Source organism: Qipengyuania citrea (genome assembly GCF_024171405.1).
Lineage (GTDB): Bacteria > Pseudomonadota > Alphaproteobacteria > Sphingomonadales > Sphingomonadaceae > Qipengyuania > Qipengyuania profunda.
This window is the reverse complement of the sequence record NZ_JALJZT010000002.1, coordinates 2,049,816-2,069,654: the sequence shown is the minus strand read 5'-3', so window position 1 is coordinate 2,069,654 and position 19,839 is coordinate 2,049,816. Positions and strand designations below refer to the sequence as shown.

The window sequence follows — 19,839 nt, the reverse complement described above, 5'->3', positions numbered from 1 at the left end:
CATTACCTCTGGTCCTGCAGCAGCGCGGGGCATTGCACCTTGGCGGCCAGCTTGGCGAAATCGGCCAGCGTAAAGGTATCTTCGAACACCAGCCCGTAATTGGCATCCTTGCGCCAGCGCACCGTGCAGCGGATGTCGGGCAATTGGTCGCAGGAAATCGTCACGCGCTGGTCGATCGAGAAGACGTGGTCGCATTCGATCCGCGCGCCCTGCTGCGAGACATTGAGCGTGACCGCCTTGCCCCGGCCCGTCAGCGCGGACACCACCAGCGGAAGCATGATGTTGAGACGCAGCTGGCGCTTGGGGTAACCCCAGTCTTCCTGGATCAGCTGTTCGACCGCGATCGGGGTGACGAAACGATAGCTCGCCTCGAAGCCCTCGGAGCGGACCAGTTCCAGCTCGTAGGTCTCGCCGTTCTGCAATTCGAGCGCGATCGCCGCATCGGTGGGCAAGCGATGGAAGGTGCGCACGGACACGCCGGTCGCCGAGACATCGCGGATAACGCAGACGAACTCGCCCTGCCCGCACACCAGTTTCGCCGCGCGGATAAGCGAGATGAAGCGCGGCGCAGCGCGCTGTTCGGGTCCGGTCGAGGAAGCGTTATCGTCCATGTAGAGTTCGGTGGTAAATTCCATCGCCCCTAAATTCTCCAGGTACCCGCAGCTACGGCTTGTCTGCCACGGTTCCCTGGCCCAGCGATCCTTTGAAGGCCCCTAATATAACGCTAGGGGTTAACGCGGAGATAAACCCCTTGCGAATTATTCGCGGTAGGGCGCGCTTGGTTCATCGAAGGGATGCGACAGCGTTGGTGCGGGTGGTGGGACTCGAACCCACACGTCCAAAGGACAGGGGATTTTAAGTCCCCGGCGTCTACCATTCCGCCACACCCGCCTGCGGCAAGCAGCCCTAATCGCTGCCCGGCGGGCGGGCAATCGTCGATCTTGAGCTGTAGGGAAACGTCAGTCGTCGTTGAGACGGCGACGCATATCCTTGCCGGGCTTGAAATAGGGCACGCGCTTGGCGGGCACATCGACCGTTTCGCCGGTGCGCGGGTTGCGACCCTTGCGCGCTTCGCGCTCGCGCGTGGAAAAGGCGCCGAACCCGCGCAGTTCGACGCGTCCGCCTTCGCTCAGGCGCTGGGCAATTTCTTCGAAGAAGACGTCCACGACCTGTTCGACCTCTTCGGCCCGCAGCTCGGGATTATCCTGGGCAAGGGCAGCAAGAAGTTCGGATCGGATCATTTGGCGTCTCCTGGCCCACTCGGCCACAAATGGGTTATTACCACGCGCCCCACCGAAATCATGCTTTCTCGCCCGATTCCAATCCGCTGGTTGTGGCAGAAGCCGCGGTTCCCCGCAAGTTCACAGCTGTAAATTTCAGCCCGGCCCTCAGGCTTCGGCAAGCAGTTCGCTGGCCGAGACGCCGAGGCGGTCCATCCGCGCCCTGATCTCGGGCCATTCCTCGCGCAGGAAAGCGTCGCGTTCCGACCGGCGCAGGCGCTCGGCCGCGCCGTCGACGACATACATGCCGACCCCGCGCTGGACTTCGACCAGGCCGTCGTTCTGGAACTGCTGGTAGGCCTTGGCGACGGTTAACGGATTGGCGCCCTGCTCGGCAGCCAGCGCGCGGACCGAGGGCAGCATATCGCCTTCGGCATAGCGTCCGTCGATAATCGCCGCTGCGATCATGTCACGCAGCTTGAGATAGACCGGCTTGGACTGGTTGCGCATCACGTGTTCCCCGAAGCTGACTGCATCAGTGCCATAATACACCGGAGCGCGCAAGGTTCCCGGCCAAACCGCCATTCGCGCACCAGCCGGTCACGAGTGTAACTAATGCTTCACATGAGCGCGCAAGCCGTTAGGGTGCCCGCTTCTTCGGGGAGGAAGCCCTGTGTGCGGCTTCCTGAACACTACAAGAGGTTTGCCACGCATGGCCACAACACAACCGGTTGACGGGGATTCGGCAGGAACATTCCTGGGCCACCCCAAGGGACTGTTCGTCCTGTTCTTCGCCGAGATGTGGGAGCGTTTTTCCTATTACGGGATGCGCGCCCTGCTGATCTTCTACCTGACCAAGCACTGGCTGTTTTCGGACAGCGATGCGGGCATCATCTACGGCGCCTATACCGCCTTGGTGTACATCACCCCGGTGGTCGGCGGCTATCTCGCCGACAAGTATCTGGGGCAGAGGAAGGCGGTGCTGTTCGGTGCGGTCCTGCTGACGCTGGGCCATTTCTTCATGGCCTTCGAAGGCGATCCCGCCGCGGGGACGGAGAACAATCCGATCGTCTACGTTTTCTGGCTGGCACTGGCGCTGATCATCGTCGGCTCGGGCTTCCTCAAGGCGAATATCTCGGTGATTGTCGGCCAGCTCTATCCGCGCACCGATACACGCCGCGATGCTGCCTACACCATCTTCTACATGGGCATTAACCTCGGCGCCGCGATCGGTTCGCTGCTGTGCGGCTATATCGGCGAAACCTATGGCTGGGCCTATGGCTTCGGTCTTGCCGGGATCGGCATGCTGGCGGGTTTGGTCGTGTTCGTCTGGGGCAAGCCGCTGCTGCTCGGCCGCGGCGAACCGCCCAAGCAGCTTGCCAAGAAGACCGAATGGTCGATGTACGGCGTGGGCATCGCGCTGGTCGGCATCTGCTGGCTTGCGATCCAGTATCAGGACATGGTCGGCTACGTGCTCGGTCTCTTCGGTGGGTCGCTGGTGCTTTACGTGCTGTTCACTGCGGTGGTGAAGCTGCCCAGCGAAGAACGCGACCGCATTTTCGCAGCGATGTTCCTGATCCTGACCTCGATCGTCTTCTGGGCGCTGTTCGAACAGGCGGGCTCGAGCCTCAACCTGTTCACCGATCGCCATGTCGATCGCGGCGGCGTGCCCGCGTCGACCTTCCAGTCGATCAATGCGATCTACATCATCCTGCTCGCACCGGTGTTTGCGGTTACCTGGCAAACGCTTGGCCGCAAGGGGATGGAACCCAGCGCCCCGCTCAAGTTCGGCCTGGGTGTCGTCCAGGTCGGCCTCGGCTTCCTCGTCCTCGTATGGGGCGCGCAGTCGGTCGGCATGGACGCAGCCGTGCCCGTGCTGTTCATCTTCCTGATCTACCTGCTGCACACCACCGGCGAGCTGTGCCTGTCACCGGTCGGCCTGTCGGCCATGAACCGTCTGGCGCCGTCACATATGGCGTCGCTGATCATGGGCACCTGGTTCTTCGCTTCGGCCACCGGAAACTTCGCCGCCGGCCTGATCGCCTCGGCGACCGGTGCCGAAGGCGTGGGCGAGGAAGCGGGCAAGCAGGTCGTGCTCGACGTCTATTCGACCGTGGGCTGGTATGCGATCGCGATCGGTGTCGGCGTGATGGTCATCAGCCCTCTGATCAAGAAGCTCATGCATCTCGATACGCTTCAGGACGACGATGTCGGCGACGACCTGCTCGGCCAGAGCGAGGGTCCGGGCGAACCGCAAGGCGCCGGTGTCCATCCGGAAACACGCCCATTGGGCTGATCCGCTATCCGGTGCCAATCTGCGAACTGCTTGATAGCGCCGACAAAACGCAATTGACCACGCGGGCCGGGGCAGCAATGCTCCGGCCCGACTGCATTGGGGGTTCCATGAAGAAATATACCTTGCTCGCCTGCGCGGCCGCATTCGCGGTTGCCGGATGTTCCACCACCGGAGGCGACGGCGTGGCCTCGGCTTCTGCCAAGGATTGGACCGCGCCGGTTGGCAAGGATGGCAATGCCCCCTTCCCCTCGACCTACAGCCCCTATCCCGGCCGTCCGACGGCGCTGATCGGCGCGACCGTGTACGACGGCCGCGGCGGCCGGATCGACAACGGCACCGTCCTGTTCCGCGACGGCAAGGTCGTTGCCATTGGCGATGCCGCGCTCGCCACCGATGGCTACGACCGGATCGATGGCAGCGGCAAGTTCGTCACTCCGGGGGTGATCGACATCCATTCGCACCTGGGCGATTATCCCACCCCAAGCGTGCAGGCGCATTCCGACGGCAATGAAGCTACCAGCCCGATGACGCCCGAAGTCTGGGCCGAACATTCGGTCTGGCCGCAGGACCCGGGCTTTACCCGCGCGCTGGCCAATGGCGGCGTCACCAGCCTGCAGATCCTGCCGGGTTCGGCGAACCTGACCGGCGGCCGCTCGGTCACGCTGAAGAACGTTTCCGCGCGGACCGTGCAGGGGATGAAGTTCCCCGGCGCGCCCTATGGCATGAAGATGGCCTGCGGCGAGAACCCCAAACGCGTCTATGGCGGTAAGGGCCGTACGCCCTCGACCCGCATGGGCAATTTCGCGGTCAACCGGCAGATGTGGCTCGACGCGGAGGCCTATGACGGCAAGAAGCGCGATCTGGGCAAGGAAACGCTCAAGGGCGTGCTCGACGGCGAGATCCTCGTCCACAACCACTGCTACCGCGCGGACGAAATGGCGCTGGTGATGGATATGGCCAAGGAGATGGGCTACAAGGTCACCGCCTTCCATCACGCGGTCGAAGCCTACAAGATCGGCGACCTGCTGCGCGAAAACGACGTCTGCAGCGCGATCTGGGCGGACTGGTACGGCTTCAAGATGGAAGCCTATGACGGTATCCTCGAAAACGCGGCGCTGCTGCGCCAGGCGGATGCCTGCGTGGTGATCCATTCCGATGACGAGAACGGCATCCAGCGGCTCAACCAGGAAGCGGCCAAGGCGCAGGCCGCCGGGCTGCGGCTGGGGATCGACATTCCCGATGCCGAAGTGGTCGGCTGGTTCACCTACAACGCCGCCAAGGCCATGGGCATCGCCGATATGACCGGCAGCCTCGAAACCGGCAAGATGGCCGACGTCGTCCTGTGGAACGGGGATCCGCTGTCGGTCTATTCGCGCCCCGAAAAGGTCTGGGTCGACGGCGCGCTGATGTTCGACGCAATGGACCGCAAGCGGCGTCCGGTGAGCGATTTCGAGCTCGGCCAGCCCGGTGAAGGAGACGTGAAATGAAGGCTCTTGCAACGCTTCTCGCCTCCGCCGCCATCGCCGTCGCCGCACCTGCCGCCGCGCAGAGCTTCGTCGTGACCAACGCCACCGTCGCCTCGGGCGATGGCAGCGAACCAATCGAGGGCGGCTATGTCGTGGTCGAGAACGGCAAGGTCTCCGCGCTCGGCAGCGGTACGCCCGCCAGCAACCTGCCCGCGATCGACGCGAACGGTGCCTGGGTTACCCCGGGCATTTTCGCGACCCTCACCAGCCTCGGCCTGTGGGACGTCGGTGCGGTGAGCGAATCGAACGATACGCGCGCCGGCGGGGCGCCGTTCAGCGCCGCGCTCGACGTGGCTCCGGTGATCAACCCTTCCTCGCAGCACATCCTCGTGCACCGCGCCTCGGGCATCACCCGCGCCGCCACGGTCACGCTGCCCTCGAGCTCGATCTTCGGCGGGCAGGGCGCGGTGATCGATCTGGGGGCCGATCCCGACGCGGTCACGCAGGCGCGTGCATTCCAGGTCGTCGCGCTCGGCGAATATGGCGGGCGGATCGCGGGCGGCAGCCGCGTCGCCACGCATACGCTGCTGCGCGCCGCACTGCGCGAGGCGAGCGCCAACCGCACGGCCACCAGCGCCGACATCCGCAGCGACGAGGTCCTGCTCACCCGGTTCGACGCGGCGGCACTGGCCCCGGTCGTCCGCGGCGAACAGCCGCTTTACGTCTATGTGGAGCGCGCTTCCGACATCCGCAGCACACTGGCGCTTAAAAGTGAATTCCCGCGGCTCGACCTCGTGCTCGTTGGCGCCAGCGAAGGCTGGCTCGTCGCCCGCGAGATCGCTGCAGCCGGCGTGCCTGTCATCGCCGACGGACTCGACGATCTGCCTGCCAATTTCGAGGAGCTGGCGGCAACGCAGAGCAATGTCGGGCGGATGGTGAAAGCCGGGGTCAAGGTCGCGCTTAATGCCGCGGCGATGGAGAACCCGCGCAACCTCAACCAGTATGCAGGCAATCTCGTGGCGCTCACCCGCATGCCCGGGGCCGACGGTTTGAGCTGGGGTCAGGCTTTTGCGGCGATCACTTCGGTGCCCGCCAGCATCAGCGGCATGGGCGGCAAGGCCGGGGTGCTCGCCCCGGGTGCGATGGGCGATCTGGTGATCTGGGACGGCGATCCGCTCCAAGTGGGATCGATGCCGGTGAAGGTGTTCATCGACGGCGTGGAGCAGCCGCTGGACAACCACCAGAGCCGTCTCAAGGAGCGTTATCGCGATCTCGACGAGAGCGATCTGCCCAAGGGCTACGACTGGTAGGCCGGTGAAGGAAATGCGCACCACCCTGCTGGCGCTGGGCGCGGCCGCGGCCGCAGTCGGATTCCGTGCCCTGTCGGCGCAGGATACGCCGCCCGACCGCTCGCAGGACATCGCCTGGATGAATGCGCAACAGGCCTATCTTGCGGGACTGTCGCATGAGGACGGCTGGCGCGCGATGCCCGGCGGGCTCAAGTGGCGCTATGTCGATTATGCGGGCAGCAGCGAAAAGCCGCGCGTAGAGGATACGGTGACCGTGCATTACGCGGGCACCTTCCTCGATGGCGAGACCTTCGACAGCAGCTTCGACCGCGGCGAACCGGCGACTTTCCCATTGGGCCGGCTGATCAAGGCGTGGCAGATGGCGATCCCCGAAATGGGCGTGGGCGATACGATCGAGATCGCCGCCCCCGCCGACCTCGCCTATGGGCCAGGCGGCAAGGGGCCGATCCCCGGCGGGGCGACGCTGCTGTTCACCGTCAAGCTGCTCGGGATCGAACCCGCCGCATAATCCAGCCACCGCGAATGCCGCTTGCTTCGCGCACTGCCTCTGCTATCTATGTTGACGCTGTAAACATGGGAGTCGGTCATGGATCAGGCCTTGGTTTCGCTGCTCGCCGCTTCACTCGCCTTTGTCGGAATGCATTTTGCGCTGTCGCACCCGCTACGCGCACCGCTGGTCGGCGCGCTGGGCGAGAATGGCTTTCGCGCGCTCTATTCGCTGGTCGCGCTGGCGACATTCGTCTGGGCGGCGATGGCGTTTCGTGCGGTCGGACCGGGAGGGGTACCCCTTTGGAATGGATCGGGTGACGTCCTATGGGCGATTGCCACGGTGATCATGTTGATTGCTACGGTGCTGCTGGCGGGGTCGTTCCAGCGCAATCCCGCGCTGCCCGATCCGCGCGCGGCGGCGCATGCCGCGCAAGATCCCCACGGCGTCTTCCATGTCACGCGGCATCCGATGATGTGGTCGATCGCGCTGTGGGCCGCGACGCATATCCTGCTCAGCCCGACGCCGCGCCAGATCATCCTCGCGGGCGCGATCGGTCTGCTGGCGCTGCTCGGGGCGCATTTGCAGGACCGCAAAAAGGAAAGCCAAATGGGCGAAGCGTGGGCCGGATGGGAAGAACGGACCAGCTACTGGCCGCGCTTCGGCGGGCTGGCGAGGGCGGGCGCTATCGCCTGGATCGGCGGGCTGATCATCTGGCTCGCCGCGACCTATGGCCACATCCACGCCAACGGTATTCCCGCCGGAATATGGCGCTGGCTCTGACCGGCGGCTATTCGTAGAGGCACCGCCGCTCGTCCTGGCAGGCGCGCATGTCCTCCCGCGACTGGCGGTCGATGGCGACGAACCCATCCCATTCGCGCCCGTTCATCCGGCTGATTTCGGCAGTGACGTAGTCATATCGCTCCACCGCCTCATCCGAGGTACGCAGCCTCAAGGCGGCTTCGGCAGTGTCGAGATTGACCTGATAGGTGGCCTTTGCGCCATAGACGGGGGCGACATATTCACGGCGGAACGCGGCCAGCGCATCGCCGCACTCACGCGCCGCCGCCGACGATATTTCAGGGCGCGAACGCTGGCGCAGCGGGTCGAGGCAGGTTGGATATGGCTGGCGGCCCGCGCAGGTGAAGGCAGGGGGCTCACCCAGTTGCTCGTCTGCCCAGCTGGTCAGCGACTGGGGGACCGAGACAGTACACGCCTCAGCCAGCGGACCGGGATCGGGGGGCGTAGGTGTTTCTGTCGGCGTGGGGCGGGGCGTCGGCGTGGGTGTGCCGGTTGGCAGGAACGGTGACGGCGTCGAACTGGGTGACACGGTCGGGCTTGGTTCGGGTGGAGGCGGCGTATCGCGTCCGCTGCCGAACTCCAGGGTCGCAAAACCGACCACGCCGCCGACCAGCGGGAAGACGACCGAGCGTTTGAGCCATTTGCCCGTTTCCTCGTCGCGTGGGTGCCACCAGCCGACCAGCGCGGCGAACCCGAGCAGGACGACGCCGACGAACAGGCCGACGCAGGTCCAGACGATGACTTCGAGCACTCCTACGGGCATGCTATCCCCCTCGCGGGCAAAGTCTCTCCGATTTTACCGCAACTGGCAAGCCGCAGGCGGGCGCTACGCCGCGTCAGTCGCCCGTGAATTTGGCGGCGCGCTTCTCGATCAGCGCATCCACCCCTTCCATGTGGTCCTGGGTCAGATGCATTAGCGCCTGCGTATTGGCCGCCATTTCGAGCGCGGTGTCATAGGTCACCGAACGCCCCTGTCGCATCAGGTTCTTGGCATGTCGCAGCGCATGCGGGGGCATCGCGGCCACCCTGGCCGCGAGCGCGTGCGCCTCGTCCATCAGCGCCTCGCCTTCGACCACGCGGCTGACGAGGCCCCAGTCGCGCGCGGTGGCCGCGTCGATCACATCGCCGGTGTAGAAGAGTTCGGAAGCGCGCGCCTCGCCGATAATGCGCGGCAGGATCCAGGTCCCGCCATCGCCGGGAATGATCCCGAGCTTGAGGAAAGTGACGCCGAATTTCGCGCGGTCGCTCGCGATACGCATATCGGCGAGGCAGGCGAGGTCGCAGCCAAGCCCGATCGCCGGCCCGTTGACCGCCGCGATCAGCGGCACGCGCAGGCCGTAGAGCGCGCGCAGCACCTTGTGGATGTTGTTGCGATAGCCGTCGGATATCTCGGGCGCGGTCCCGCCGAAGGTCCCGGTCCGCTCCTTCATCGCCTTGATATCGCCGCCCGCGCTGAACGCGCGCCCCGCGCCCGTCAGGATCACGCAGCGCACCTCCATATCCGCATTGATCGCATCGCAGGCGGCGGCGAAGGCATCCCCGTCACCCGTGGCCCCAAGCGGGTTCATCGTGTCGGGACGATTGAGCGTAAGCGTGGTGACGTGATTCGACGTGTCGGTAGTCAGCAGGGTCATGCAGCCTCTCTTTCACCGACCGTCCTGCCACTCCCGGCGGCGCTGCGAAAGAGTTAGCACCTAGCTGGCATCGTATGATGCCCGCGATTTTTTAGCTTCCCGGCAGGGGAAGGATCAGGCTGGGGGAAGAGGCCGCCCCAAATCGCCGGTCAGGCGCGCGCTTCTTCCACTCCGGTGCTGTTGTGGCGCAATGCTGCGAGCACCGTGTCGACGATCTGCGGGGCGTTGAGGCCCGCTTCGTCATATTGCTTCGCCGGGTCGTTCTGGTCCTGGAACGTGTCGGGCAGACGCATGGTGCGCACCTTGAGCCCGGCATCGGTCAGGCCCGTGTCGCTGGCGAAGGTCAGCACATGCGCGCCAAGGCCGCCCACGGCGCCTTCCTCGACCGTGACCACCACTTCGTGACTGCGCATCAGCTTCTCGATCAAGCCCGTGTCGAGCGGTTTGGCGAACCGCATATCGGCGACGGTCGTCGACAGGCCCTTGGCCTCGAGCTGGTCGGCGGCTTTCTTGGCCTCCTCCAGCCGCGCGCCGAGCGACAGGATCGCCACCTTGGTGCCGTCGCGCACGATGCGGCCCTTGCCAATGGCAAGCTTTTCCAGCTTCTCGGGAATCTCCACGCCCGTCCCCGCACCGCGCGGATAGCGGAAGGCGATCGGCCCGGCGTCATATTCGGCTGCGGTATAGGTCATCGCGGCCAGTTCGGCCTCGTCGGCGGCGGCCATGACGACGAAATTGGGCAGCGTCGCGAGATAGGTGATGTCGAAGCTGCCGGCATGCGTGCAGCCATCCGCGCCGACCAGACCGGCGCGGTCGATCGCAAAGCGCACGGGCAGGTTCTGGATCGCCACATCGTGCACCACCTGGTCGTAGGCGCGCTGGAGGAAAGTCGAGTAGATCGCGGCGAAGGGGCGCATGCCCTCGGCAGCGAGGCCTGCGGCAAAGGTCACGCCGTGCTGTTCGGCAATGCCGACGTCGAAGGCCCTGCCAGGATGCGCCTGCGCGAATTTGTCGACGCCGGTGCCGCTGGGCATGGCAGCGGTGATCGCACAGATGCGCGGGTCGTTATCGGCGAGCTTCGCCAGCGTTTCGCCAAAGACGTTCTGATAGGCGGGCGGGCCGCCCTTAGATTTCTTCTGTTCACCGGTGACGACGTCGAACTTGGCGACCCCGTGATATTTGTCGGCGCTGTTTTCGGCCGGGGCATAGCCCTTGCCTTTCTGCGTCACGACATGGATCAGCACCGGGCCCTGTTCGCTGTCGCGGACGTTTTCGAGCACCGGGATGAGGTGATCGAGATTGTGCCCGTCGATCGGGCCGACGTAATAGAAGCCGAGTTCCTCGAACAGCGTGCCGCCGGTCGCCATGCCGCGGGCGTATTCTTCGGCTTTTTCCAGCCCGCCCCACACGCGGCGGCCGAGTTTCTTGGCGAGTTTCGACGCCATCGAACGCAGGCCGAGATATTCGCTGCTCGACACCATCCGCGCGAGATAGGCGGACAGGCCGCCCACCGGCGGCGCGATCGACATGTCGTTGTCATTGAGGATGACGACCAGCCGGTTGCCCGCCTGTTCGGCATTGTTCATCGCTTCATAGGCCATGCCCGCGCTCATCGCGCCATCGCCGATCACCGCGATCCCGCGACCGGCCCGGTCCTGCATCTTGTTGGCCATGGCGAAGCCCAGCGCCGCGCTGATCGAGGTCGAGCTATGCGCCGCGCCGAAGGGATCGTATTCGCTTTCGCTGCGCTTGGTGAACCCGCTCAGCCCACCGCCCTGGCGCAGCGTGCGGATGCGATCGCGGCGCCCGGTCAGGATCTTGTGCGGATAGCATTGGTGGCCGACGTCCCACACCAGCTTGTCCTGCGGCGTGTCGAACACATAATGGATCGCGGTGGTCAGCTCGACCACGCCCAGTCCCGAGCCCAGATGGCCCCCGGTGGTGCCGACGGCATCGATCATTTCGGCGCGCAATTCGTCGGACAGCTGGCGGAGCTGGTCCTTGCCCAGCTTGCGCAGATCGTCGGGTGTATTGACCGTATCGAGGAGGGGGGTCTTGGGGCGACTTGTCATGCGACAAGCTCTACACTCGCGAAACGCAACTGTCGATGAACGCTTTATCGCCGCAAATGAACGGTTTGGCGGCGCGCCTCAGCGGGCGCAATCGTCGCATAGCCCGCGCAGTTCGACCACCGGGCGGACATCGGTGAAGCCCGCGTCCTGCCCCGCTACGCGCAGCGCGCCGGTGACGCGGTCGTCGTCGATATGCGTGGCCTTGCCGCAATCGTCGCAGATCAGGAAGATACAGTCGTGGCGGCACCCCGGATGGGTATTGACCAGATAGGCATTGGCGCTCTCGATCCGGTTGGCAAGATTGGTCCGCACGAACAGGTCGAGGATCCGGTAGACGCTGTTGGGGGCCACCCGCTTGCCGCGGCTTTGCGAGAGATTGTCGGCAATGTCATAGGCGCTGGCCGGCTTGTCGTGGCGGGCAAGCTCCTCGAACACCGACTGACGCATGCCGGTCCATTGCTCGCCATTGTCGGTCAGCGTGTGACGGGCCGCCTCGATGAGGTCGTCGCCTTCGTGTTCGGTGTGTGCATGCGCAGGTCTGGCCATGCGCGAAGAAGTAGGCGCGCCAAGCGCCTATCGCAAGTTAGTCGCGCCGGAAGCTCGCCGAGTAGACACCCGGATACATCGCCTTGAGCGCCTTCACCTTGGGCGCATCCCAGCGCACGATATAGCTGTGGCGCGGGTTCTTGAGCATGAAGTCCTGGTGGTAGCTTTCGGCCGGATAGAAGGCCTGCGCGCGTTCGATCTGCGTGATGATCGGGCGGTTCCACAGCTTTGCGGCGGTCAGTTGCGCGATATAGGCCTTGGCGACGGTATTCTGTTCGGCGGACATGGGCACGATGGCCCCGCGATAGTGTGCGCCGCGGTCCGGGCCCTGCCGGTTCAGCTGCGTCGGATCGGCGACCACCGAGAAATAGATCCGCAGGAGCTGGTCATAGCGGATGACCTTGGGATCATAGGTGACCTTCACGGCCTCGGCGTGATCGGTGATGCCGCTGGAGACGAGCTTGTAGCTCGCCTGCCGCTCGGTCCCGCCATGATAGCCGGAAACCGCGCTGGTCACTCCCTTCAAATGGCTGAAAACGCCCTCGACACCCCAGAAGCAGCCGCCTGCGAAGATCGCGGTCTTGAGCCCCGGTCCTTCCTTGGCAACGCGCTGTGCTTTGGGCGCCGCGACCGCCTGTTCCGCCGCCAGTGCCGGTTGCTGACAGGCAGAAGCCCCCAGCGCCAGCGTGGCGGCAGCGAGGGCGGCGCGCAGGTTCATTACAGGATCGAAGCGACCAACTGCGGCACGGCGGCGAGCCATTCGCTGCCATTGGTCAGTAGAACAGCAACGGCGCCGACACCGAAACCGATGCCGAAATTGCGATAGAGGTCGGGAGTGAACAGGCTCATAGGGGCTTCTTTCGTATGTCTCGCCCAGATGGTTACACCCGCACCTCTTGCAACCGGCTTAATACGCCCGTCGTCGGATGTTCAGCTTCGCTCGTCGAACGCTGACCAAGAAGCGGCCCGGCCTCAGTGCCGGAAGTGGCGCATCCCGGTGAAGACCATTGCAAGGCCCCGTTCGTTGGCCGCGGCGATCACCTCGTCATCGCGGATCGATCCGCCCGGCTGGATGATCGCGCTCGCGCCCGCTTCGGCGGCGGCCAGCAGGCCATCGGCAAAGGGGAAGAAGGCGTCGGAGGCGACCGCGCTACCGACAGTGCGACTCTGCTCCCAGCCGTAGCTCTCAGCCGCTTCGGCTGCCTTCATCGCGGCAATGCGCGAGGAATCGCGGCGGTTCATCTGGCCCGCCCCGATACCCGCGGTTGCGCCATCCTTGGCATAAACGATGGCGTTCGACTTGACGTGCCGCGCGACAGTCCAGGCGAACAGGCAATCCCGCAATTCCTGTTCGGTGGGCTCGCGCCGGGTGACCACCTTGAGATCGGCTTCGGTAATTGTGCCATTGTCGCGCGTCTGGACCAGCAGGCCGCCGGTGATCGGCTTGACTGCCAGCCCGCCGCGGCGGGGATCGGGCAGGTCGCCGGTAACCAGCAGGCGCAGGTTCTTCTTCTTGGCAAACGCCTCGCGCGCGGCGTCGCTGACCGCAGGGGCAATCACGACTTCGGTGAAGATTTCGCAGATCGCCGCTGCGGTTGCCCCGTCGAGTTCGGTGTTCACCGCGACAATGCCGCCAAAGGCCGACACGCTGTCGCAGGCGAGCGCGTCGTTCCACGCCTCTAGCAATGTCGCGGCCTGCGCGACACCGCAGGGGTTGGCATGCTTGACGATAACCACCGCAGGTTCGCCGCCGGCGAATTCGGCGCACAGTTCCAGCGCGGCATCGGCATCGTTGTAATTGTTGTAGCTCAGCGCCTTGCCCTGCAGCTGCTCGGCCTGGGCGATGCCCCGGGCATGCGGACCGACCGGCGTGTAGAGCGCCGCCTGCTGGTGCGGGTTCTCGCCATAGCGCAGCTCGACGGGGGCCTTGCCGTTGATTGCGAGGAAGTCGGGAAAGAGCTGCCGCTGGTCGGCAAAGGCGAACCACTGGCTGATCATCGAATCATAGGCGGCGGTGGCCGCGAATGCCTTGGCCGCGCATTTGCGGCGGAAGTCGAGCGAGGTTGCGCCCGATGCTTCGAGTTCGCCCAGCAGCGCAGGGTAATCCGCCGGGTCGGTGACAATGGTGACGAACTGGTGGTTCTTGGCTGCGCTGCGGACCATGCTGGGCCCGCCGATATCGATATTCTCGATGACCTCGTCGCGCTCGGCACCCTTCGCCACGGTCGCTTCGAAAGGATAGAGATTGACAACCACGAGGTCGATCGCGCCGATCGCATGGGCTTCCATCGCCGCCGCGTGTTCGGGATTGTCGCGCACGGCGAGCAGGCCGCCATGGACCATCGGGTGGAGCGTCTTGACCCGCCCGTCCATCATTTCGGGAAAGCCGGTGAGATCGGACACGTCGCGCACGTCGAGGCCCGCTTCGCGCAGCGCCTTGGCGGTGCCGCCGGTCGACACCAGCTCCACCCCGCGTCCGGCCAGCGCCGTGCCCAGTTCCACCAAGCCGCTCTTGTCGGACACCGAAAGCAGTGCCCGCTTGATCGCCACGTCAGTCACGTAAAATCACCCCATGCGTTTGAGCAGCCAGGGGAAGCGTCCCCCGCTGCGCGATGTCAGTCCTTCGACGACAAGCTGCTTGGTGGCGCGCGGGCGGCCCTGCCCGTCGACCCAGAGGCTGTCCTCGATCGCGATATGCGCCTCGCCGCTATCGCCTCCGAGGCGGAATTGCCAGTAGCTACCGTCGGGCAGCGCAAGCCCCGCACCGCGGCGGTCGTCCGCCAGCCCGGCCTCGATGCCGTGGCCGAGATGGAAACGGATCGCGAAGCTGATCTTGCCGCGCTTGCCCTGCCGCCCGGAGGGTTCGAGCACGTCTTCACCCGACAGCCCGCTACCATCGGCGCCCAGCAGCAGCGTCCGCCGGTGGATCAGGCCATAACGCGCCGCATAACCATTGTGCGAAGCCTCCAGCCGCGCGGCATCGCGCCCCTTCTGCTTGACCGCGGTGCGCGCAATATCGACTTCCTCGACACCCTTGCCGATCTGCCCCTTGATCAGGACAGCGGTCGAATTGGCGTCGTCGAGCACCAGCGTCGAATGCGCCGCGCTGCCGCGCAGTCCCTGCTCGATCCGCACGGGCACCAGCCCGCCCGCCAGTTCCGCACCGCCGCAATTGACGATGATGCGCTGGTCGCCATGCGACAGTTCGAAGGCCAGCGTGGAGGCGCAGCCATAGCGCGCGTGGCGGGCGCGTGGCGGCGGCGCGGCGTCGAGCACCAGCGTGGCCTTGCCCGCATCGACGCGCTGGTAGCCCCAGTGGCGGCTTTCCTTGCCCGGACGCGCGCGAATCCCGCTCGCCGTTATCAATGCATCGACCCGGGCGGCGGAGGTCGCACCCGCCCCCTGCCAGCTGCCCAGACCCCGGTCGCCCATCCTCAGCGTCAGCAATGGCGGGACAAGCAGACCGAGCATGGTTTCCAGCGCGGGCGGCGGTTCGCGGTTTACCGCGGCGTAGCAGGCGCGCAGATCGATCAGCAGCGCGATCGCCTCGGCCTGCGCCAGCGGACTGCGCGAGAGCACACCGCCATCTTCGGCGACCAATTCGCCCAGGGCGCGCAGCAGCCCCGCTTCGCCGAACAGGCGGCGCGGGCGGCCATCGGGTAGCAGCAGTCCGGCCGCAACCAGCGCGCACCAGCCGGCGACTTGGCCCAGGCGGTCCTCGGCCCCGGCCACGTGCCGGTCGAGAAAGCGCGCCGTCGCTTCCATCGCCCCGAGCGCGCGGGCGCGCAGCCGTGCATCGCCGCCGAGCAGCAAGGGCGCATGAACCAGCCATGCAAGCAGCCGCAGCCCGGCATGTTCGACCGTCCAGGCGGGGCCCTTGGCGGGGACTGGATTGGCCTTGAGCCAGCGTGCGAGCAGTTTCTCGCCGATCGCAGCGCATTCCTCGCGCGGGGCACAGGCGCCCAGATCGCGCAGCCAGCCAAAGCCCTGCACCGCGCGTTGGACGGGCGGGGTCAGCGGCGCATTACTGGCGAAATCGAGCTTGTCGACCGGCACCTTGAGCCCGTGGACGAGGAACTGGCCGGCGCGCAAAGCCATGCCCGCGGCGCGTTCGCCCTGCAGCGGGCTGACCACGGTGGCGAGCAAGCGCGGCGCGGCAGGCTTGCGCAGCGGTGCCGCAAGCACCGAATTGGGCACGCCGAGCCGATAGGCCCAGCGCACGAGGCTATCGACGGGGCCCGCGCGCGGCGGCTGGAAATCGGTGAGTACCAGCGCACGCGCCGGTTCGAGCGGAACCGCGTCGGGCCTGGCGGGCGGGCCGCGGTCGACCAGCGGTTCGGCCTTGCCGGTGAGGGGCAGCGCAGGTGCTGCACTGTCGTCGGGGGCGCCGCGATCCTCGCGCAGAAGAGTGCGCGCGCCGTGGTTCACGCCTGCCCCTTCAGCGCCGCGATATTGGCCGCATACTTCCCGGGCCCGCCCTTGAAGGTGGCCGAACCCGCGACCAGCACATCGGCGCCCGCATCGATGCACAGCCGCGCGGTCTCGGCATTGACCCCGCCATCGACCTCGAGGTGGATCGGCTTGCCCAGCTTCTCGATCCGCTCACGGATCGCCTCGACCTTGCGCAGCTGCGAATGGATAAAGCTCTGCCCGCCGAAACCGGGATTGACGCTCATCACCAGCACCAGATCGACGTCCTCGAGGATATAGTCGAGCGCGTCGAGGCTGGTGCCCGGGTTGAGCACCACACCGGCTTTCTTGCCCAGCGCGGTGATCGCCTGCAGCGTGCGGTGGATATGCGGCCCGGCCTCGGGGTGGACAGTGATGATGTCCGCTCCGGCTTCGGCGAAGGCTTCGAGATAGGGATCGATCGGCTCGATCATCAGATGGACGTCGAACGGCTTGTCGGTATGCAGCCGCAGCGCCTTCACCACCGCCGGGCCGATGGTAATGTTGGGTACGTAGTGCCCGTCCATCACATCGACATGGATCCAGTCGGCCCCGGCGGCATCGATGGCACGTACTTCCTCACCCAGCGCAGCGAAGTCGGCGGACAGGATCGAAGGCGAGATAAGCGGAATGGTCATGCGGGCTGGGGGCCTTGGTCGCGGGTGAGCTTGGCCAGCCCTACGCGCGCGAAACGAGGGTTAACAAGCGAGCGGGAGGGCCTTTTCCACATGGGCCGTGCATTTGCTCGCGCCTGGATCGGCCCGGGATTGGCTTACGGGCATCCTGCGGGTGCGAAATTCAGCCGTAATTCAGCGCGGTCTGGTAAACAGCAGGCCATAACGAGGGGCGACAGGCCCTTCACACCCGGCGCCGCGGCGCCGCATCGACCCAGTTGAAGACGGATTACCTTTATGAAACGGACGACTTTCGCCACCGCCGGTATCGCGGCGCTTGCCTTTGCGACACTCGCCGCCCCCGCCCCGGCCGAGGCGCAATACCGCCAGAAAATCACCAATGACGCCGCCAAATGCGCTGCCGGCGCCGGCCCGGCCGTGCGCGTGACCATTACCGACATCAAGGAAAGCAAGGGCACCATCCGCGTGCAGAGCTATCGCGGGACGAAGGAAGACTGGCTCGAGAAGGGCAAGTGGATCTACCGCATGGAAGCGCCCGCGAAGGCGGGGTCGATGTCCTTCTGCATGCCGCTGCCGCGCCCCGGGACCTATGCGATCGCGGTGCGCCACGACATCAATGGCAATGGCAGCACCGACATTTTCGCCGATGGCGGGGCAATGTCGAACAATCCCAGCATTAACCTCTTCAACCTCGGCAAACCGAGCTACAAGAAGACGGCTTTCGAGGTCGGTTCGGGCGTCGAAAGCATCTCGATCCGGATGCGCTACCGCTAGGCGCGGCGCTTGCGCCATAGCTCGAGCAACGCACCAGGAGCGGCAAGCAGCGGATGCTTGGCCCGGAATGGCGTGACCTCCAGCAATATGCCCGTGTGGCGGTGGAGCTTCCACGCGGCATAGTCCGCTGCCCCGTCGAAAGTGGCGGTCGCCTTGGCCAGCCGCAGCAAATTGAGTGGCTTGCCCAGGCGCGCGCGAAGCCGCCACCACGCGAGGATGCGGCGGCGGCGGTCTTCGGACAGATTCGGCCGCAAGGTCGCACCGTCGCGCGAAAAGGCGATCTTCGCCGCATCCCACGCCAGCGGCAACAGCCCATCGAAATGCGCCGCATTGACCTCGAGGATGGAGTTTTCCCGCCCGGGTTTCTCGACGCGGAACTCGGCCTGGTAGGTCGCGCGGAACAGCGCGCGCCAATAGGCCTCCGCCGCCCCTTCTTCGGGTCCGACAGCAGCCGCCAGGCGGCCTGCAGTCGTCGCCGCTCCACCCAGTGCCGCCAACACTCGCCCCCGCGCATCATCGTCTGCTGACCAGACCAATGCCGAGGGCTGGACAAAGCGCGCCCAGATCGTCGTATCGCGCGATTCCCCGCGCGCGGCGCTGTCGAACTGCGCCAGCGACATCGTCGCGATCTTGGCGCGCAGCCGTTCGCCCGCATGGTCCCATTCGCGGTAGCTGACGCGCGGCCAGATTTTCTCGCGCTGGGGGCCGGGCAGCAGGACATAGAAATCTAGCACGCCCTCGAGCGAGCCGGTCCGCAGATTGGAACCGTAAAACAGCACTGCCAGCGCCCCGGCGTCCTCGCCTAACCGGCGCGCGAAGGCAGCCACCTCGTCCCGCACCGGGCGGTCGAGTGCGCTTGCGATGCGCTGCGCGAGCGCGCCGCTCACGCGCTGATGAAGGTGAGTTCCGGCCCCTGTGCGACGCGATAGCGCCCCGGGGGGAAGGCCTCGCCATCGAGAATCACCGGTTCGGCCACGTCGATTGCCAGCGCATCGGCCTCGAGCTGGTGGAGCCCCGCCTTGGCCAGCCAGCGCGGTCTCCAGCCCATCAGGATGACGGGCAGCGCGGCCAACAGGCCCCGCAGCGGATGGTCGAGCAGAGCGAACTTGAGGCCCGCTCGCGGCATGCCGAACAGCTCGATACCCATCGGCATGCGTTCGAGCGTCGAGGCGAGCAGCACGCTACGCCGTGCAGGATCGCCATGCGCCGAGCGCGGGACGGGCTTGCCCGAAGGGAGGTAGGTGAGCTGCATCGGCGTGCCGCGGCGCCATTTGTTGCGATTGCTACCGAACAGACCCTGGATCACGCCCCAGGCGCTGGTCGCGCCCACGGCGAGGCTGTTGAAGAAGCCCAGCGAATGCGCATCCTGTCCCGCCTCGATCCCGAGCGTGAAAGCGCCCGCGCCAAAAATGAAGCCGAGCATGGCTGGATCGTCGTGATCCTCGCGGCTGACCGCAAGCGGGCGGCGGATGATCTGCCGGCCCGAGGCATAAGCCGCAAGTGCGCCTTCGAGCGACCAATCGGCCGGCGCGCCAAGGTCGACGTTGAGCGCATTGGTCTTGCCCTTGGGCAGCACCGCGATCGCGGGCCAGCGATCGGCAAATACAGTCTGGCCCATCGTGAGCACATCGCGCACGGTGCCGTCACCGCCATTGATCACGAGAAAATCGATTCCGTCGCGCGCAAACCCGGCAAGGGCATGGGCGATCTCGTCCCGCGTGCGCGGCTGCGCGACCATGATGCTGTCCGCACCGCTGCAGGCAAGATCCTGCCCGTGGTTGCGATGGCTGCGCGGATTATAGATGATCCCCACACGCGGCTCCGGCGTACGGCGGGCACGGTAAATCGAACGGCGCTTGGGGGCCGACGCCAAGCCGTGCCGCTGGGGCAGGCTGTCGAAGTTGTAGATTACCCGGTCCATCAACCTTGTGCCTTAATCGCCCCCTGCGGCGCCTACCTAGGGTATTTTCGCCAAATTGTAATAGTGGTGCACCCGATTCTTGGCCGCACGTGCGCAAAAGGCTACACTTGCCCGGGCAATTATGGCGCCGCGCTGAACCACGCCGCAACGCTACGGCAAGCCCTTGTTGGCGCCGTTGGGGCCGAGAGGGGACTGCGCCGTAACGCACTCCGCCGCATCCACTTATCG

Annotated in this window: 20 protein-coding genes and 1 tRNA gene; 6 read left to right on the top strand and 15 right to left on the bottom strand. The window is 65.8% G+C overall.

Features of this window, described 5'->3' with window-relative positions:
* Positions 1-2 precede the first annotated feature (2 nt).
* The 4 genes from J2S32_RS11070 to J2S32_RS11055 all read right to left on the bottom strand — a co-directional run bounded on the left by J2S32_RS11070 (position 3) and on the right by J2S32_RS11055 (position 1,730).
* Positions 3-635: a PilZ domain-containing protein gene (locus J2S32_RS11070; RefSeq protein ID WP_253521228.1), complete on the bottom strand. Its 633-nt coding sequence runs from the start codon at positions 633-635 to the stop codon at positions 3-5.
* A 171-nt stretch (positions 636-806) separates the two neighbouring features.
* Positions 807-891, bottom strand: a tRNA-Leu gene (locus J2S32_RS11065).
* A gap of 68 nt (positions 892-959) precedes the next feature.
* On the bottom strand, positions 960-1,340 hold the full coding sequence (locus tag J2S32_RS11060; protein WP_263607306.1) for an integration host factor subunit beta: 381 nt from the start codon (positions 1,338-1,340) through the stop codon (positions 960-962).
* Positions 1,341-1,388: 48 nt separating this feature from the next.
* Entirely contained in the window at positions 1,389-1,730 is a 342-nt protein-coding gene (locus J2S32_RS11055; protein WP_253523079.1) for a GntR family transcriptional regulator, read from the bottom strand.
* A gap of 202 nt (positions 1,731-1,932) precedes the next feature.
* Here J2S32_RS11055 and J2S32_RS11050 point away from each other — a divergent pair, with 202 nt between their 5' ends.
* From J2S32_RS11050 to J2S32_RS11030, 5 genes are all read left to right on the top strand, one after another.
* On the top strand, positions 1,933-3,516 hold the full coding sequence (locus J2S32_RS11050) for a peptide MFS transporter (protein WP_253521223.1): 1,584 nt from the start codon (positions 1,933-1,935) through the stop codon (positions 3,514-3,516).
* A gap of 107 nt (positions 3,517-3,623) precedes the next feature.
* On the top strand, positions 3,624-5,003 hold the full coding sequence (locus tag J2S32_RS11045) for an amidohydrolase (RefSeq protein ID WP_253521221.1): 1,380 nt from the start codon (positions 3,624-3,626) through the stop codon (positions 5,001-5,003).
* Positions 5,000-6,292, top strand: coding sequence for an amidohydrolase family protein (locus tag J2S32_RS11040; protein WP_253521218.1), 1,293 nt, complete (start codon positions 5,000-5,002; stop codon positions 6,290-6,292). Before J2S32_RS11045 ends, J2S32_RS11040 begins: the two co-directional genes overlap by 4 nt.
* Positions 6,293-6,305: 13 nt before the next feature.
* The gene (locus J2S32_RS11035) at positions 6,306-6,800 is read left to right on the top strand and encodes an FKBP-type peptidyl-prolyl cis-trans isomerase (protein WP_253521215.1); all 495 of its coding nucleotides are present in this window, start codon (positions 6,306-6,308) and stop codon (positions 6,798-6,800) included.
* Between the two features lie 78 nt (positions 6,801-6,878).
* Positions 6,879-7,562, top strand: coding sequence for an NnrU family protein (locus J2S32_RS11030; protein WP_253521214.1), 684 nt, complete (start codon positions 6,879-6,881; stop codon positions 7,560-7,562).
* A gap of 7 nt (positions 7,563-7,569) precedes the next feature.
* On the opposite strand, the gene J2S32_RS11025 is transcribed toward J2S32_RS11030, so the two are convergent.
* The 9 genes from J2S32_RS11025 to rpe form a co-directional block, all read right to left on the bottom strand.
* Entirely contained in the window at positions 7,570-8,343 is a 774-nt protein-coding gene (locus tag J2S32_RS11025; protein ID WP_253521213.1) for a hypothetical protein, read from the bottom strand.
* Positions 8,344-8,416: 73 nt separating this feature from the next.
* Positions 8,417-9,214, bottom strand: coding sequence for a crotonase/enoyl-CoA hydratase family protein (locus J2S32_RS11020; protein WP_253521212.1), 798 nt, complete (start codon positions 9,212-9,214; stop codon positions 8,417-8,419).
* Between the two features lie 149 nt (positions 9,215-9,363).
* Complete coding sequence (gene dxs / locus J2S32_RS11015; RefSeq protein ID WP_253521211.1) at positions 9,364-11,286, bottom strand: 1-deoxy-D-xylulose-5-phosphate synthase; 1,923 nt, start codon at positions 11,284-11,286, stop codon at positions 9,364-9,366.
* A 78-nt stretch (positions 11,287-11,364) separates the two neighbouring features.
* On the bottom strand, positions 11,365-11,832 hold the full coding sequence (locus tag J2S32_RS11010) for a Fur family transcriptional regulator (protein WP_253521209.1): 468 nt from the start codon (positions 11,830-11,832) through the stop codon (positions 11,365-11,367).
* 37 nt (positions 11,833-11,869) lie between these two features.
* The gene (msrA, locus tag J2S32_RS11005; RefSeq protein WP_253521206.1) at positions 11,870-12,550 is read right to left on the bottom strand and encodes a peptide-methionine (S)-S-oxide reductase MsrA; all 681 of its coding nucleotides are present in this window, start codon (positions 12,548-12,550) and stop codon (positions 11,870-11,872) included.
* The gene (locus J2S32_RS15745; RefSeq protein ID WP_301298842.1) at positions 12,550-12,681 is read right to left on the bottom strand and encodes a hypothetical protein; all 132 of its coding nucleotides are present in this window, start codon (positions 12,679-12,681) and stop codon (positions 12,550-12,552) included. The genes msrA and J2S32_RS15745 overlap by 1 nt, the downstream gene beginning before the upstream one ends.
* A gap of 123 nt (positions 12,682-12,804) precedes the next feature.
* Positions 12,805-14,391: a bifunctional phosphoribosylaminoimidazolecarboxamide formyltransferase/IMP cyclohydrolase gene (gene purH, locus J2S32_RS11000; RefSeq protein WP_253521204.1), complete on the bottom strand. Its 1,587-nt coding sequence runs from the start codon at positions 14,389-14,391 to the stop codon at positions 12,805-12,807.
* A gap of 6 nt (positions 14,392-14,397) precedes the next feature.
* Positions 14,398-16,260 carry a heparinase II/III family protein gene (locus J2S32_RS10995; protein WP_253521202.1) on the bottom strand — a complete coding sequence of 621 codons (1,863 nt, stop codon included), beginning with the start codon at positions 16,258-16,260 and terminating at the stop codon, positions 14,398-14,400.
* Complete coding sequence (gene rpe, locus J2S32_RS10990; protein ID WP_253521199.1) at positions 16,257-16,919, bottom strand: ribulose-phosphate 3-epimerase; 663 nt, start codon at positions 16,917-16,919, stop codon at positions 16,257-16,259. Before rpe ends, J2S32_RS10995 begins: the two co-directional genes overlap by 4 nt.
* Positions 16,920-17,192: 273 nt before the next feature.
* On the opposite strand from rpe, the gene J2S32_RS10985 reads away from it, so the two are divergent.
* On the top strand, positions 17,193-17,690 hold the full coding sequence (locus tag J2S32_RS10985) for a DUF2141 domain-containing protein (RefSeq protein WP_253521197.1): 498 nt from the start codon (positions 17,193-17,195) through the stop codon (positions 17,688-17,690).
* Here J2S32_RS10985 and J2S32_RS10980 read toward each other — a convergent pair.
* Complete coding sequence (locus tag J2S32_RS10980) at positions 17,687-18,577, bottom strand: hypothetical protein (RefSeq protein WP_253521195.1); 891 nt, start codon at positions 18,575-18,577, stop codon at positions 17,687-17,689. The two genes, J2S32_RS10985 and J2S32_RS10980, sit on opposite strands and share 4 nt — an antisense overlap.
* A complete protein-coding gene (locus J2S32_RS10975) occupies positions 18,574-19,611 on the bottom strand; it encodes a diacylglycerol/lipid kinase family protein (RefSeq protein WP_253521192.1) in 1,038 nt (345 codons plus the stop codon). Before J2S32_RS10975 ends, J2S32_RS10980 begins: the two co-directional genes overlap by 4 nt.
* Between the last annotated feature and the right edge of the window lie 228 nt (positions 19,612-19,839).

Bases quoted from the DNA above. Each gene is read 5' to 3' on its own strand.
- J2S32_RS11070 (WP_253521228.1), bottom strand. From the start codon at position 635: ATGGAATTTACCACCGAACTCTACATGGACGATAACGCTTCCTCGACC.
- J2S32_RS11055 (WP_253523079.1), bottom strand. From the start codon at position 1,730: ATGCGCAACCAGTCCAAGCCGGTCTATCTCAAGCTGCGTGACATGATC.
- J2S32_RS11050 (WP_253521223.1), top strand. From the start codon at position 1,933: ATGGCCACAACACAACCGGTTGACGGGGATTCGGCAGGAACATTCCTG.
- J2S32_RS11045 (WP_253521221.1), top strand. From the start codon at position 3,624: ATGAAGAAATATACCTTGCTCGCCTGCGCGGCCGCATTCGCGGTTGCC.
- J2S32_RS11040 (WP_253521218.1), top strand. From the start codon at position 5,000: ATGAAGGCTCTTGCAACGCTTCTCGCCTCCGCCGCCATCGCCGTCGCC.
- J2S32_RS11035 (WP_253521215.1), top strand. From the start codon at position 6,306: ATGCGCACCACCCTGCTGGCGCTGGGCGCGGCCGCGGCCGCAGTCGGA.
- J2S32_RS11030 (WP_253521214.1), top strand. From the start codon at position 6,879: ATGGATCAGGCCTTGGTTTCGCTGCTCGCCGCTTCACTCGCCTTTGTC.
- J2S32_RS11025 (WP_253521213.1), bottom strand. From the start codon at position 8,343: ATGCCCGTAGGAGTGCTCGAAGTCATCGTCTGGACCTGCGTCGGCCTG.
- J2S32_RS11020 (WP_253521212.1), bottom strand. From the start codon at position 9,214: ATGACCCTGCTGACTACCGACACGTCGAATCACGTCACCACGCTTACG.
- dxs (WP_253521211.1), bottom strand. From the start codon at position 11,286: ATGACAAGTCGCCCCAAGACCCCCCTCCTCGATACGGTCAATACACCC.
- J2S32_RS11010 (WP_253521209.1), bottom strand. From the start codon at position 11,832: ATGGCCAGACCTGCGCATGCACACACCGAACACGAAGGCGACGACCTC.
- msrA (WP_253521206.1), bottom strand. From the start codon at position 12,550: ATGAACCTGCGCGCCGCCCTCGCTGCCGCCACGCTGGCGCTGGGGGCT.
- J2S32_RS15745 (WP_301298842.1), bottom strand. From the start codon at position 12,681: ATGAGCCTGTTCACTCCCGACCTCTATCGCAATTTCGGCATCGGTTTC.
- rpe (WP_253521199.1), bottom strand. From the start codon at position 16,919: ATGACCATTCCGCTTATCTCGCCTTCGATCCTGTCCGCCGACTTCGCT.
- J2S32_RS10985 (WP_253521197.1), top strand. From the start codon at position 17,193: ATGAAACGGACGACTTTCGCCACCGCCGGTATCGCGGCGCTTGCCTTT.
- J2S32_RS10975 (WP_253521192.1), bottom strand. From the start codon at position 19,611: ATGGACCGGGTAATCTACAACTTCGACAGCCTGCCCCAGCGGCACGGC.